We start from the raw sequence: 14,106 nt of genomic DNA on the forward strand, positions 1-14,106 counted from the left end.
CCTCGTCAGGATGGCGTGCCGTCGCGGAAGAACGGCGAATTTGCCGGTGCTTCGAGCAGCGCCTGAAGTTCGTCGTCGAGCAGCATCACAGTGATGGATGCGCCCGCCATCTCGAGACTCGTCACATATTCGCCGACATACGAGCGCGCCACCTTCAATCCGCGATCCGCGATAAGTCGCGCCGAACGTCGATAAAGCAGATAGAGCTCTTCCAACGGCGTCGCGCCGAGTCCGTTCACGAGTAACGCAACGCGTGAGCCTTTCTCCGCATCCAGATCGTCGAGAATCTCACGCGTGATGCGCTCGGCAATTGCATCCGCGGATTCGAGGTTGCCGCGGTGCGTGCCGGGCTCGCCATGAATACCAATGCCGATCTCCATCTCGCCTTCGGGCAGCGTGAAGGTAGGTTTGCCGGCAGCGGGCAGGATCGTCGGCGACAGGCCGACGCCCATGGTGCGGCAATTGGCATTGGCCTTGCCGCAGATACGCGCCACATCGTCCAGCGAATCGCCGCGCTCCGCCGCGGCGCCCGCGCATTTGAAGGCGAACAGCATGCCCGCCACGCCGCGCCGGTCCGCGGCACGTTCCTTGGGCGCGGAGGCCACGTCGTCGGTCAGCACGACCGTCTGGATCTCGATGCCGTCCGGCTCGGCCAGGTCGGCCGCAAGATCGAAGTTGAGCACATCGCCACCGTAGTTCCCATACACATAGAGCACACCGGCGCCGCCATTCACAGCCTTCGTCGCTTCCAGTATCTGCTCGGCGGACGGCGATGAAAAAACGTTGCCCACCGCGACGCCGCTGCACAAACCCTCGCCCACATAGCCGAGAAAGCCGGGCAGATGACCCGAGCCGCCGCCCGTCACGATGCCCACGCGCCCCGCTTTCGGCGCGTCCTTGCGTACCAGCGCCCGATTGTCCGCAGTTGCGCTTTTGATCCATGCCGGATGCGCGATAAGCAGGCCTTCGATGATTTCATCGACAAAGGCATCGGGTTCGTTGATGATTTTTTTCATGTCGTGCTCCTCCGGTTCGGGGTGCTTTCACAGAATGCAAAAAGACGCTCACTGCTTGCGTCGCTGACTGAGCGCATCCAGCAGGACAGCCGCGAATATGACGCCGCCCTGTATGAACTGCGTCCAGAAGGGATTCACGCCGAGCAGCGACAATCCCACATTGATCACGCCGATGAGCACGACGCCGATGAACGTTCCCACAATCGACCCGCGTCCTCCGGCAAGCGAGGTACCGCCAATCACGACAGCGGCGATCACCTGCAACTCCAGCCCGTTGGCTGCGGAAGGCAACGCGGAATTGAGCCGCCCCGCAAGAACGATTCCGGCAATTGCGGCCGTCACACCGGCCAGCATGTAAGTGAGGAACACGACGCGATGCACCGGGATACCCGCGAGACGCGCGGCTTCCTGATTGCCGCCCACCGCGAACACCTGATGACCGAACGTGGTCTTGCGCAACAACACATGACCTATGACGAAGATCACGAGCATGACGATCATCGGCATCGGCAAGCCGGCGACCGTCTTCGCGCCGAACGCCGTGAAGGCATTCGGAAAATCGAACTTGGTGCGGCCATCCGAAATGGCGAGAGTCAAGCCGCGCGCCATGGCCATCATCGCCAGTGTGACGATGAAGGGCACGAGCCGCAGCCACGCAACCGCGAGACCGTTCAATGCGCCTGCCGCAGCGCCGACCGCGAGCGCCGCGCAAAGCCCCGCAATGCCGAGGCCGATCGCCCCCGGACTCGACCCGGCCATGACAGTCGCAGCGACCATGCCCGTCAACGCGACGAGCGAACCGACCGAGAGATCGATTCCCGACGTAATGATGACGAAGGTCCCGCCCACCGCCGCAATGCCGACCACCGACACCTGCACCATGATGTTGGTCAGCGTACTGGTCGTCAGAAACTCGGGCGATGCAATCGACAAAGCAATACAGATGATGACGAGCGCGGCGAACAGTGGCCCGATCCCGCTCCTCAATTGGCGGATCACGCGGCGCGACAGCGCCTCCGTATCCGCACGGTTGGCTGCCGTGGAGGTCATGCGCCTGCTCCTGTTGTAGCCCATTGAATGACAGCTTCCGAATGCGCTTTTTCGCGCGGAATCTCCGTCACGATGCTGCCGCGATACATCACGAGCACGCGATCCGACATACCGAGCAGCTCCGGCAATTCGGAACTCACCATGACGACGGCACCGCCCGCCCGCGCCATGGCCACCATATGCGCGTAGATTTCCGTCTTCGCCCCTACGTCAATGCCGCGCGTCGGCTCGTCGAGCATGATGACGACGGGCTGGGTTGCGGTGGCGCGCCCGAGAATCACTTTTTGCTGGTTGCCGCCCGACAGCGTGCGAGTGACCTGCAGGACCGAAGACGCCCGCACGCCGAATCGCGTGCTGGCATCCCGCGCCAGCTTGCGCTTCCTGGCACCGCTAACAAATCCGCCGTTCGCCAGCGCTTTAAGGCTGGACAGTGCAATGTTTTCTTCGATGTTGGCATCGAGCACGAGCCCCTCGAGCTTGCGATCCTCCGACGTGTACACGAGCCCGTGACGCACGCCTTCGGTCGGCGAATGATTCGCGATCTTTTTGCCTTTGATGAGTATTTCGCCGCCCGTCGCCGGCAGCGCGCCGAAAATCGTCTTGAGCAGTTCGGTGCGCCCCGCGCCCGCAATTCCCGCGATACCGACAATCTCTCCCGCCCGCACCTTGAAGCTCGCATTGCGCAGCAGCGGCGCGCTGACGAGGTTACGGACTTCGAGCACGACATCGCCGTATTCGCGCGGCTCCCAGGGGTAGAACGATTCCAGATTGCGCGCGACCATCGCCTGCACGAGTGCGGCTTCGGTCCATTCCGACATGGGACGCGCACCGACAGTGGCGCCGTCGCGCATCACGACCGCCGAATCGGCCAGTTCGAACACTTCTTCAAGATGATGCGAAATGAAGATGATGCCCATGCCCGCCGCTCGCAGCCTGCGCACCACGGCGTACAGATTGACGATGTCCTGACTTTGCAGCGCCGCGGTCGGCTCATCCATGACGAGGATGCGCGCATCGCGTGCAATGGCTTTCGCCACTTCGACCAGTTGGCGTTTGTTGAGCGGCAGATCGCCGAGGCGCATCCACGGCGGCACGGTGTCGAGGCCCACACGCGCAAGCGCCTCCCGTGCGAGCTGATTCGCCTCGCGCTGCATGATGAAACCCTTGCGCGCAGGCATGCGGCCGAGAAACAGATTCTCCGCGACCGTCATGTCGTTGATCAGCGAGAGTTCCTGATAGATGACGGCGACCCCGGCATCGATCGCTGCATTGGTACCGCGCGCAAGCGGCACTCCATCTATTTCGATCGTGCCTTCGTCTGGCTCGTACGCGCCGGACAGCGTCTTGACGAGCGACGACTTGCCAGCGCCGTTCTCGCCGACGATCGCCATGACGTGCCCCGCCTGCAATTCGAGGCTCACGCCGCGCAAGGCCTTCACGCCCGGAAAACTCTTGACGATGCCCTGCATGCGCAACAACGGCACGGATCTGTTCACGGGCGCGCGCTCCCGTTCTTCGGCTTGCACTGTCATGTCGCCTCTTTCCGTTTGCGGGCTGTGCGCTGTCCGATGCGACGCAGCCCGCGGCCTGTCTTACTGTTTGACTTCCTCAGACCACAGCCCGTATTTCTTCGTCGCATCCGAATCGATATTCGACTTGTCGATCAGCAGCGTCGGCCACGCATAATTCGCCGGCACCTCTTTCTTCGCGCTGTAGTCGGCGACGAATTGCAGCGACTTCGCCGCCATCTGAATCGGGTTCTGCGAGATGGTCGCGTCCTGCTTGCCGGCACGAATCGCCGACAGCGCCTGCGCGGTACCGTCCGCACCGATGACCAGAATGTGCTGCTTGTCGCCGAGCGGCTTATAGCGGCCGGCATTGTCGATGGCTTTTTCCGCGCCGACCGTGTTGTCGTCGTTGGCGCCGAAGACCGCGTCGATTTGCGGATACTTCTGCAGGATATTGGTCATTGCGTTGAGGGACTTCTCCTGATCGAACGCGCCTTCCTGACGAGCGACCACCTTGATGTCGGGATATTTGGCGATCTCGTCGCTAAAGCCTTTTTCGCGATCGGTGGCGGCCGTCGTGCCGACGAGCCCGATCAGATCGACCACGTTGCCTTTGGCGGAGCCGTAGCGCTTCGTCAACTGGTCGGCAATCCATTTGGCCGCCGTCTGCCCCAGCGCGACGTTATCCGATGCAACGAAAGACGTGACCTTGCCGCCGTCCGAACCGCGATCCAGCATGAACACCGGAATGTTCATCGAATTGGCTTTTTCGACGGCGGGAATAATGGCCTTGGAATCGATTGGATTGAGCACGAGCGCTGTCACGCCCTGGCTCAAAAGATTGATCGCGTCGTTCACCTGCTGCTGCGCGTCGCCATTCGCATTGGTTTGCACGAGGTCGAAGCCCTGCTCTTTAGCGCCCTTCTCCACGCCCGCCTTCAGGCCGACAAAGAATGCGTTATTGAGCGTCGAAACGGAGAATCCAACCTTTGTCTTGCCGCCCGACGCGTTGGCCACAGGCGCGCTGGCCGGCGCGCTCGCGGCCTGGCCCGAAGTGGTGCTGGTCGAGCTGTTGTCGCTTTTGGAACAACCGGCAAGCGCGGCTGCCGCACACAGCAGCACCGCACAGGTCGGCTTACCCAATACGTCCCATCCGTCGAATCTTGCTGAACTCCAGGCCATAGTCGTCTCCTTGTAGATTATTCACTGCGGTGCTAACGATAATTTCCCTTGAAGCAAGCGCACTAACGCTCGGCATGCCTCGGTCTGCCATACGTCTTGAACCTTTCCAGAACCTCTTCCATTTGCACGTCCGACAGAAGCGGCGGCGGACCCAGCTGACAGGCGAGCAGGTACTGCCTGGCCAGCACTTCCACTTCGTGCGCGAGCCACACGGCGCGCGCGAGATCGTCACCCAGCGCGACTACGCCATGATGCGCAAGCAGGCACGCACGCCGGTCCTGCAATGCCTTGAGCGCGTGATCCGAGAGCAACTGTGTGCCGAAGAGCGCATAGGGCGCGCAGCGAATCGAATCGCCACCCGCTGCCGCGACCATGTAATGCAGCGCCGGAATATCGCGTCCATGAATTGCCATAGCCGTGGCTGCGGTCGAATGCGTATGCACGACCGCATGCATCTCGTGCCGCGCGCGAAGAATGTCGCGATGAATGCGCCATTCAGACGACGGGCGCTTTACATGCAGCACCTCCGCGTCGTCGTCCACGTCGAGCGGTAACCACACGATGCCTTCTTCGCGCAGATCGCGCGCCGGCACGCCGCTCGGCGTGATCAGAAAACCCTCGCCCAGACGCGCGCTCACGTTCCCGGAGGTGCCCTGGTTGATGCCGAGCCGCTCCATCTCGAGCGAGGTCTCGACGATGCCCCGGCGCAGCGCGCGTTCCTGCGCCGCCTTCATGCCGCGTTCCCCGCCGCCGGAAAGAACTGGCCGAGCGACCGTTCGAACGGCGCCTTCGCAATGCCGCGCTCGGTGATGAAACCGGTGACGAGTTCGTGCGGCGTTACATCGAATGCGGGATTGCGAGCCTTGATGCCGTGCGGCGCGGTGCGCTGCCCCGCGAAATGCGTAACCTCTTCGTCGCACCGCTCCTCGATCTCGATCTGCGCGCCGGTCGGCGTGCGAAAGTCGAGTGTCGACGACGGGCAGGCCACGTAGAACGGTATGCCGTAATGCTTCGCTGCAATGGCAACCCCGAGCGTGCCGATCTTGTTGGCGAAGTCCCCATTGGCCGCCACGCGATCGGTGCCGACGATCACTACATCGACGAGTCCCTGGGACATGATCGAAGCGGCTGCGCTGTCCATGATCAGCGTCACGTCGACGCCTGCTTGCTGCAATTCGAATGCAGTCAGCCGCGCGCCCTGCAGCAGAGGCCGCGTTTCGTCCGCGAATACCTTGAACGCTATGCCCTCGCGATGCGCTGCGTAAATCGGTGCCGTGGCGGTGCCAAGGCCAGTGGTCGCAAGTGCGCCGGCGTTGCAGTGGGTCAGCACGCCGCAGCCCTGCTTGATGAGCGGCATGCCGTGGCGGCCGATGCCTTCGCACAGCGTCTGGTCTTCCGCATGAATCTGCCGGGCTTCTTCGACTAGCGCCTCGTAAAGCGCGGTCGAATCGCTCGCGCCGCACGTGTGCGCACATTGCAGCATGCGTCCGAGACTCCAGCTGAGATTCACAGCTGTGGGACGTGCCGTATTGAGCCAACGCGCCCGCCGTTCGAGTTCCGCCCGGAATTGGGCGAGCGGCAATGCGCGCGCATCCTGAACGGCCACACATAAGCCATACGCCGCTGCAACCCCGATTGCGGGCGCGCCGCGCACGCGCAGTTCGTGAATGGCCCGCCATACGGCGGCTGCATCGGCGACATGCTCCACCACGACCTCATGCGGCAGGCGGGTCTGATCGAGCAGCAGAAGAGCGTCGTCGCGCCATTCGATCGTAGGGGCCAGTGCGGGGAACAGGGACTGCGCAACCATGAAAGCTCCGTGTGCGTTAAACGTGTGTGTGCGTCTCGCGCCGAATCTCGCGCGCAAGCATGGCGACCTGCTCGATATCGGTCAGCGCGTCGCGTTCCACGAGCAAGGCTTCGGCACAACGCAGACACCGCACTTCGATCCGTGCCCGTGCCTGCGCATCCGGTATGCGTGTGATTTCCGCGACTTTCGCCATGCCCACGATGCGTCGAATCATCTTGCAGCCCGCAAAGCCGAGCGTATCGGCAAGCAGGCGGCGCATGAAATGCGCACGATAGCCTTCGACTGCGCGCGAGTCGGTCTGTCCGCCGATGAAGCGGCGTTCGCTGCGGCTTTCGTGATCGCGCCAGAGCGCGACGAACTGCTCGCTGAAACCATTCCATATACCGATCGCCTGCGCTAGCAGCCATTCCTCGTAAGGCGCCGGGTCTCGCCCGTCAGCACGGCCATGCCAGTCGCGGGAAAAATAGGCCAGCAGCAGATTGGCCAGCAAGGCGCCGATGTCGAAGCTCATCGGCCCGTAAAACGCGAACTCCGGATCGATGACAAACGTTTCTTCCTCGTTGACCATGATGGAGCCGGTATGCAGGTCGCCATGCAGCAACGTCTCTGCGCGATTCATGAATGCCCATTTCATGTCGCCTGCGGCAATACGCAATGCTTCGTTCGTTCTCAGACGCTCGAGCACGGACAACGGCAGTGCCGGGCTATACACATTGGACGGATGGTCTTCGAATGGAAAAGTGAATACGAGATCTTCGGTAATCCTGCACAACTCGACATTGACGGCCGCGGTCATAGCCTGCTTCTTGATGTCCGGCGCCAGAAAGAGATCGGAGCCGTAAAAAAGCGTATGCGCAAGATAAGTGGACAGATGCGCAGCGAGCTTCGGATAGGTTATGCCGTTAATGAGGCCTTGCCGCAGGATGCAATGCGAGGCAAGCCTTTGCATGACCATCAGGAAACGCTTGCTGTCGGCGTGATACACCTTCGGCACGTGCTGTGGGCAGAGCGCGCCGAAGCGGCGCAGTGCTGCGACTTCGTGCTCCATGCGCTGGCACGACAGAGGCCACGTCTTGCCGACGAGCCGCAGAAAAGGCGGCGCCTGTTTGACCACGACGCTGCGCTGCGGCGCCTTCGCATTCGTTACGAAGTACACGTAATTCAGATTGCCGTCGCCCACTTCGGCTACGTCCAGATCGTCAGGCTCGCCAAGCAGCGCGCGCACCTTGGGAATGGCGCCGAGATACGCTGCCAGCTCACCTGCGGTAAAGGCTTCAAACTCCATCGGTGCCTCCTCCGATGTTGCTTCCGGCGCCCATCGACCTGGACACGTCTTTAGCGACGCTTGCGCACCAGATCGAACTTGAAGATGCTCGTGTTGTAGTAGTCGTTGCTATAGCAAAGCGGCTCGCCGCTCTGATCGAAATCTACTTCGTCCAGCAGGAGAAACATGCCGAATCCGTCGCCCAGTTCCGGCAGATCGCGCGGCGTGAGGATGGTCGGCTGTATCGACGTGTGCGTATGCGATAAGCGCCGTCCTGTGCGCGCGAACATGCCAAAGAGCGATTCGCCTAATTCACCTTGAGCTTCATCGAAAAGCGTTTTCGGGATCGTGTCGATGCAGTAAGCGGCAATTGCATCGTCGGCACGCCTCACCCGTTCGATGCGGATGCATGTTTCGCCGGGCGCGATCCCAAGCTTTTCGGCAAGACTCTCCGACGCCGCAATGCTGTCCATCTGAATACGGCTCGTGGAAGGCACCGCGCCAACGCTCCTGATCATGTCGGTCACAGACATCAGATCATCCAGACCGCCTTGCAGCTTCAGCGAAATTTGTCTGATGAAGGTGCCGCGTCCCTGCACGCGTGAGAGGAGCCCATGCGAGATCATCTGCGCCACGGCCTCGCGCAAACTCGAACGGCCAACGCCGAGCAGCTCGCAGAGCTCCAATTCCGTGGGAATCTGATCACCAGGCTTGAGCTTGCGCTCACGGATCATGGTCAACAGCGACTCCTGGATCTTGTCGCTCATCGATCGCTCTACGCTTAGGCGCATGTTGCTCTCTCGCTTGTCACTGGACCAAATATACATCAGACATCTGATGTTTTTGTAGGGAATTTCCCTTGGTTTCGTTTCGCGCCGAGCGCGGTTCGCGGGTAGCGACGCGCGTCGCTCGCGCAACATGCCATTGCCCTCAACCCTGTCGTCGTTGGCTTTGCGACGCGCTGCGTTGCGCAAAAACGGTGTGCCGCAGCCAGCCCTCGCGGACATTTCCGGCGCGTTGTCCTCAGCGCGTTTCGAGGCTCCGTGTGTAGAATGAATCGGACCAAGGCAGCGTTATTACAAACGCCTGATAAGGCGCCGAAGTTCGCAAGGCAACTTTAAGGAGACGGCAATGTGGTTTGTCGGCAAGAGCGAATTGCTCTCTTTGATCCAGTGTCATTGCCTCGACGAGGTGATGCCCGCCTTCAGCGACCATCGCACGTTACGCAAGAACACCGTTATCTACAGGCCGGATGAATCGAGCGAGCATGTGTACCTGCTCAAGAGCGGCAGCGTAAGGCTTTATCGCCTCACCGAAGACGGCCAGGAAATCACACTTGCCTTCGTCAAGGCGGGCATGATTTTCGGCGATGGCGATGTTCTCAATGAGGACAACTACTCCCATCACGCACAGGCGCTCACGCCGAGCATGGTCTGCTATATCCGTAAAGCGGATTTCAAGGAACTGCTTGCGCGCTACGACGTCATCAACCAGTTCGTGCTGCGCAACCACTATCTGCGCTGGCAGGAAGCACAGCAATTAATTGAGAATCTCTCGTTACACGACGTGAGAAAGCGGCTCGTCAACATACTCGTCATGTTCTCGGGGCAAGTGGGCACGCCCTTCGATCATCCAGAGCATGGCGATACCGTTCTCATCGACTTGCCGATCGCACAGGACAAGCTCGCGGAATTCATCGGCACGTCGCGCGAATCAGTCAACCGGCACTTTAGCGACCTCAAGTCAGAAGGCTTCGTCGACATGCACGAGCGCAAAATCGTGCTGACACCCGCCTTCGTCACGCGGTACATCACCAAAGCGCCGGCCTTTGCTGCCCTGCCCGCGAACCCGGCTCCACGCGAGTTCAGAGCGCCGCTAATGCGCGCTTGACCGACGCTACGCCGCTTTGAGGACTCGACAGTACCGGCACTGAGAGCGAGCCGAGCGACGGCACGAGGCGCGCCATCGAGACTTGCGCGAGCACGATCACATCCACCTGATCGGCAAGTTCGACGATCGTGCGCTTGAGGATCTCGTCGTGCTTCGCGGCGTCGCCCGCGAGCAACGCTTCGAATGCACCTGGCGCGATGGATTCCGTCACCTGAATCTCGACGCGGCGCTCGGCGGCTTTTTTTCGGATCAGACGCACCGTCGGCTCGAGCGTCGTGGACACAGTCGCGACAACGCCGATCCGCGGTCCAAGCGCGCAGGCCTCCTCGGCCATCGCTTCGTCGACCTTGACGATTGGCGTGCGGATCATGCTGCGCAAGAGGTCGGTTGCCTCGCCCACCGACGAACACGCATTGAGAATGATGTCCGCGCCGAGCGCTTCGGCGTTCGCCATATAGCTATATAAACGGCGCGTGACTTCTGGCGTCAGGCGGCCCGCCGAACGCACATCGGTCAGCAGGCTGTCGTCGACGATATTGACGACACGCGCATCGGCCAACTGCTCGGCGAACTGCGCCTTGAGGGGATCGACCGTGACTGGGCCGGTATGTATAACGACGATCGTGGTCATATTCGTATCCATTACTTCGTTGATGGTTATCAAGCGGTGGCGAGCGCCATCACTTTTTCCTGCGAAGCTTGTGCCCTGCTTAATTCCCCGCTGATGCGTCCTTCCCGCACAGTCAAGATGCGATCGCTGACGGCGAGCACTTCGAGAAGATCGGAAGAGATGACGATCACGCCAATGCCCTCTGCCGCGAGCCGCGCAATGAGCGCGTGCACCTCCGCTTTCGCGCCTACGTCGATGCCGCGTGTCGGTTCATCGACGATGAGCACTTTCGGGCTGCGCGCGACCCACTTGGCGATCACGATCTTTTGCTGATTGCCGCCGCTCAGGTTGACGACCTTCTGCTCGACGCCCGGCGTTTTGATGCCCAGCATACGGACGAACCGCCGACAGCCTTCACGTTCTCGCGCATGCTGCACGAACTGGAACGGCGAATAGCGCTCCAGATGAGTAAGGCTGAAATTCTCACGCACAGTCATGCCGAGTATGAGCCCCTGGGCCTTGCGGTCTTCGGTAACGAAACCTATGCCCGACCTGATCGCATCGTGCGGATTGCGGATCGACACCGGCTTGCCTTCTACCTTGACCGATCCCGTGCACGCACGCATTCCGAAGATCATTTCCATTATCTCGGTGCGGCCCGAACCGACCAGCCCGGCGATCCCGAGCACTTCGCCACGATGCAGCGTAAAGCTTATATCGCGGATGCGAGGCTCTGCCTCCCTGACCGGCTTGAGCGACAGCGCTCGCACTTCGAGCACGGGATCGCGGCTCGCATGAGACTGCGGCTCGCCGTAGAGTTCGCTCAACTCGCGGGCCACCATCAGGCGCACAAGCGTCTCGCGCGTCATGTCAGCAATGGGCGCGGTGCCGACCGTGCGTCCGTCGCGCAATACCGTCACGCGATCTGCGAGCTCGAAAATCTCTTCGAGCCGATGCGAGATATAGACCACCGCAATGTTTCTTTCGCGCAAGCGCTTGACGATGCCCAGCAAAACGCTGGTTTCGTGATGACTGAGCGATGCAGTCGGCTCGTCCATGATGATGGCCTTGGACCGCGCGCAGAGGGCCTTTGCAATTTCGATCATCTGCTGCTGGCCGACACTCAATTCGCTTACGCGCGTAGCCGGATCGATATCCATGTCGATGGTGGCCAGCACTTCGCGCGCCTCGCGATACATGCGCGGACGGTCGATCAGTCCGAGCCGTGTGCGCGGTTCTCTCGCCAGAAAAATGTTCTCGCCGACAGTGAGATTGCCGACAACGGCAAGCTCCTGATAAATGATGTTCACGCCGAGCGCGCGAGCGTGATGGCTGTCGGCGAGTGCAACTTCCTCCCCTTCGACAAGAATAGTGCCGCCCGGATCGGGCGCGTAAATGCCGGTCAGTATCTTCATCAGCGTACTTTTGCCCGCGCCGTTTTCTCCGGCAAGCGCGAGCACTTCGCCCGCGCGTATTTCCAGATTCACGCGGTCGAGCGCCTTGACGCCAGGAAAGGTTCTGGAGATGTTACGCATCTCGAGAAAAGGCACGCCTGTCACGTGGCTCATCACTTCGTGTAGCTGGTCATGTTGTCTTTCGTGACGACGGTCACGCCGGTGTCGATGTCCTTTGGCTGCGCTTCCTGGCCCTGGATCTGCGCAACGAGGTGTTCGACAGCAAGCGAGCCCATTGTCACCGGACGCTGAACCATAATGCCCTGGATATAGCCTTCCTTGAGCCCCTTCAGCGTGTCGGGAAGATCGTCGAAGGCAAGCACTTCGAGCTTGCCCTTCATCGTGCCGAACTCCTTCGTGTTGAGCACCTTCGCGACAGCCGGACCGCCCACCTGGCTCACGCCGAAGATGCCTTTGAGTTGCGGATGCGCACGCAGCGTGGTTTCGACCACAGAGACGCCGCGGGCCAGATCGTCGTCGGTGCCTTGCGTTTCGACGATCTTGATGCCTGGATATTTCGCCAGCCCTTTCTTGATGCCGGCAATACGTTCGTTCAGATTGACCGCGCCCAGTTGGCCCGTGATGATCGCCACTTCGCCCTGACCATTGAGCGCCTTGCCCATCGTATCCGCCATGGTCGCGCCCGCCTGTTCGTTGTTGGTGCCGATATACATGGAGCGTCCGCTTCTGGGCGAATCCGAGTCATACGTCAGCACCTTGATGCCGCTTTGCTCTGCGCGCTTCATCACGCTTTCGACCGACTTCGGCTCGTTCACCGATATCGCAATGCCATCCACATGCCTCGAAATCAGGTCCTCGATAATCTGTACCTGCGTCGAACCCTGCGTGTTTTGCGGCACCACCCATTGATATTTCACACCGGCTTTGTCGGCCGCCGTCTTCGCCCCTTTGTTGCAGTCGTCGAAGAACGGCACCGCGACCTTGGGAATAACGGCGACGGAAATATCTTTTGCGTCTTTGGCGTGAGCCGTTGCGCCAACTGATGCGGCTAGTGCGACCAGGGCGCTCGCGGTGAATCGTTGCGTGAGTTTCATGCATGTCTCCTGATGTTATGGTTGCGGCGTTCAGTGTTCCTAGCGTTCCTTGCGACGCACGCGCCAGATGTCGATGCTGACGGCAATGAGAATCACGCAGCCGGTGATGGCCTGCTGCGCATAGGTATCGATGTTGAGCAGCACCACGCCATTCGTGATGATTCCCGCGAGGGCCGCGCCGATGATCGCGCCCTCCACGCTGCCCGCCCCGCCCGACAGACTCGCGCCGCCGATGGCCGCCGCCGCGATGACATCGAGTTCCGCGCCGAAGCCAGAAGCCGGCTCGGCCGACACGAAGCGCGAGAACGCAATGACGCCGGCCATCGATGCGATCAGGCCGGATAGCACATAGACCGTGAATTTCACGCGCGCGGTGCGCACGCCGGATAGGCGCGCGGCCACTTCATTGCCGCCCGTCGCGTACACGTAGCGGCCAAAGCGCGTCTGTCGCATGACGACGGAGAAGACGGCCGTCATGGCCAGAAGAATGACGACCGGAAAAGGCACGAATCCAATGTAACCCTGGCCGATGAATGTAAAGCTGTCGGGAACATCGGGCGTGACGGGCACGCCTTTGGTGATGATGTACATGAGGCCGCGCCCGATCGACAGCGTGCCAAGCGTCGCAATGAAAGGCGGCAACTGTATCCACGTGATCATGAAGCCATTGAATGCGCCGACCGCGATTCCCACGGCGAGCCCCGCGCCAATGGCCGCCGGCGCGTTGTAACCATGCTGGAAGACGAGCGCGGTAACGAGCGACGACAGGCCCATGACCGATCCAACCGAGAGGTCGATGCCGCCCGTAATGATCACGAGCATCATGCCGATCGACATGAGCGCAATCAACGAAAACGAGCGGAACACGCCCATCAGGTTGTTGGTCGTGAGGAAGTACGGTGAGAAAACGCTGATCAGCAGTCCAACGAGCAGCAGCACCGAGAGCACATTCAGCTCGCGTATGCGCAAACACGCCCTGATCCAGTCAGCGGCACGCCCGGACGGGGGTTCCTTCTTCGACGATATTGCAGTCACCGATCGCTCCTCCTTTACAGGCTCGGAACAGATCATAGGAGCGCGGACATGCGGAAATCTGTGACGCGCGTCATAGATTCGTATCGGGATTGACCCGTAGATTGTCTGCAGATAGCGCGATGAATGCCCACGTGCCTATGACGGGCGTCACAGCATCGCGCAGGGTGTGGCGTTACGATGCGTCTGGTGTCGTCAGCGGCGCATTGCCGTCGGGTGGCTTGATGAACTGCAA

General features: G+C 60.9%; 13 protein-coding genes. 1 reads left to right on the top strand and 12 read right to left on the bottom strand.

Going from position 1 to position 14,106, the window contains the following annotated elements; all coding sequences use genetic code 11:
• Positions 1-5: 5 nt before the first annotated feature.
• The 8 genes from J2W46_RS00380 to J2W46_RS00415 all read right to left on the bottom strand — a co-directional run bounded on the left by J2W46_RS00380 (position 6) and on the right by J2W46_RS00415 (position 8,597).
• Positions 6-1,016 carry a dihydroxyacetone kinase subunit DhaK gene (locus J2W46_RS00380; RefSeq protein WP_310350363.1) on the bottom strand — a complete coding sequence of 337 codons (1,011 nt, stop codon included), beginning with the start codon at positions 1,014-1,016 and terminating at the stop codon, positions 6-8.
• A 48-nt stretch (positions 1,017-1,064) separates the two neighbouring features.
• The gene (locus tag J2W46_RS00385) at positions 1,065-2,066 is read right to left on the bottom strand and encodes an ABC transporter permease (RefSeq protein WP_020067733.1); all 1,002 of its coding nucleotides are present in this window, start codon (positions 2,064-2,066) and stop codon (positions 1,065-1,067) included.
• Positions 2,063-3,598 (bottom strand): sugar ABC transporter ATP-binding protein, encoded by a 1,536-nt coding sequence (locus tag J2W46_RS00390; protein ID WP_310350366.1) that lies wholly within the window; start codon positions 3,596-3,598, stop codon positions 2,063-2,065. The genes J2W46_RS00385 and J2W46_RS00390 overlap by 4 nt, the downstream gene beginning before the upstream one ends.
• A gap of 60 nt (positions 3,599-3,658) precedes the next feature.
• Positions 3,659-4,756, bottom strand: a complete 1,098-nt coding sequence (locus tag J2W46_RS00395) for a sugar ABC transporter substrate-binding protein (RefSeq protein ID WP_020067735.1) — start codon at positions 4,754-4,756, stop codon at positions 3,659-3,661.
• Positions 4,757-4,818: 62 nt separating this feature from the next.
• Positions 4,819-5,490, bottom strand: coding sequence for a class II aldolase/adducin family protein (locus J2W46_RS00400; protein ID WP_310350370.1), 672 nt, complete (start codon positions 5,488-5,490; stop codon positions 4,819-4,821).
• Positions 5,487-6,566, bottom strand: a complete 1,080-nt coding sequence (mtnA, locus tag J2W46_RS00405) for an S-methyl-5-thioribose-1-phosphate isomerase (protein WP_310350373.1) — start codon at positions 6,564-6,566, stop codon at positions 5,487-5,489. The genes J2W46_RS00400 and mtnA overlap by 4 nt, the downstream gene beginning before the upstream one ends.
• A gap of 16 nt (positions 6,567-6,582) precedes the next feature.
• A complete protein-coding gene (mtnK, locus tag J2W46_RS00410) occupies positions 6,583-7,851 on the bottom strand; it encodes an S-methyl-5-thioribose kinase (protein ID WP_310350376.1) in 1,269 nt (422 codons plus the stop codon).
• A gap of 50 nt (positions 7,852-7,901) precedes the next feature.
• On the bottom strand, positions 7,902-8,597 hold the full coding sequence (locus tag J2W46_RS00415; protein ID WP_227471287.1) for a GntR family transcriptional regulator: 696 nt from the start codon (positions 8,595-8,597) through the stop codon (positions 7,902-7,904).
• 364 nt (positions 8,598-8,961) lie between these two features.
• On the opposite strand from J2W46_RS00415, the gene J2W46_RS00420 reads away from it, so the two are divergent.
• Positions 8,962-9,720, top strand: coding sequence for a Crp/Fnr family transcriptional regulator (locus J2W46_RS00420; RefSeq protein WP_088176379.1), 759 nt, complete (start codon positions 8,962-8,964; stop codon positions 9,718-9,720).
• Here J2W46_RS00420 and J2W46_RS00425 read toward each other — a convergent pair.
• Genes J2W46_RS00425 through J2W46_RS00440 form a run of 4 tightly spaced genes read right to left on the bottom strand, consistent with a single transcriptional unit; the run spans position 9,695 to position 13,874 of the window.
• Positions 9,695-10,351: an aspartate/glutamate racemase family protein gene (locus tag J2W46_RS00425; RefSeq protein WP_310350381.1), complete on the bottom strand. Its 657-nt coding sequence runs from the start codon at positions 10,349-10,351 to the stop codon at positions 9,695-9,697. The two genes, J2W46_RS00420 and J2W46_RS00425, sit on opposite strands and share 26 nt — an antisense overlap.
• 29 nt (positions 10,352-10,380) lie before the next feature.
• On the bottom strand, positions 10,381-11,898 hold the full coding sequence (locus J2W46_RS00430; protein ID WP_310350383.1) for a sugar ABC transporter ATP-binding protein: 1,518 nt from the start codon (positions 11,896-11,898) through the stop codon (positions 10,381-10,383).
• Positions 11,898-12,839 carry a sugar-binding protein gene (locus J2W46_RS00435; RefSeq protein WP_204521431.1) on the bottom strand — a complete coding sequence of 314 codons (942 nt, stop codon included), beginning with the start codon at positions 12,837-12,839 and terminating at the stop codon, positions 11,898-11,900. The genes J2W46_RS00430 and J2W46_RS00435 overlap by 1 nt, the downstream gene beginning before the upstream one ends.
• 39 nt (positions 12,840-12,878) lie before the next feature.
• Positions 12,879-13,874, bottom strand: coding sequence for an ABC transporter permease (locus tag J2W46_RS00440; RefSeq protein WP_020067744.1), 996 nt, complete (start codon positions 13,872-13,874; stop codon positions 12,879-12,881).
• Between the last annotated feature and the right edge of the window lie 232 nt (positions 13,875-14,106).

It is taken from the genome of Paraburkholderia strydomiana (genome assembly GCF_031456815.1).
In the GTDB taxonomy this organism is placed as follows: domain Bacteria; phylum Pseudomonadota; class Gammaproteobacteria; order Burkholderiales; family Burkholderiaceae; genus Paraburkholderia; species Paraburkholderia caledonica.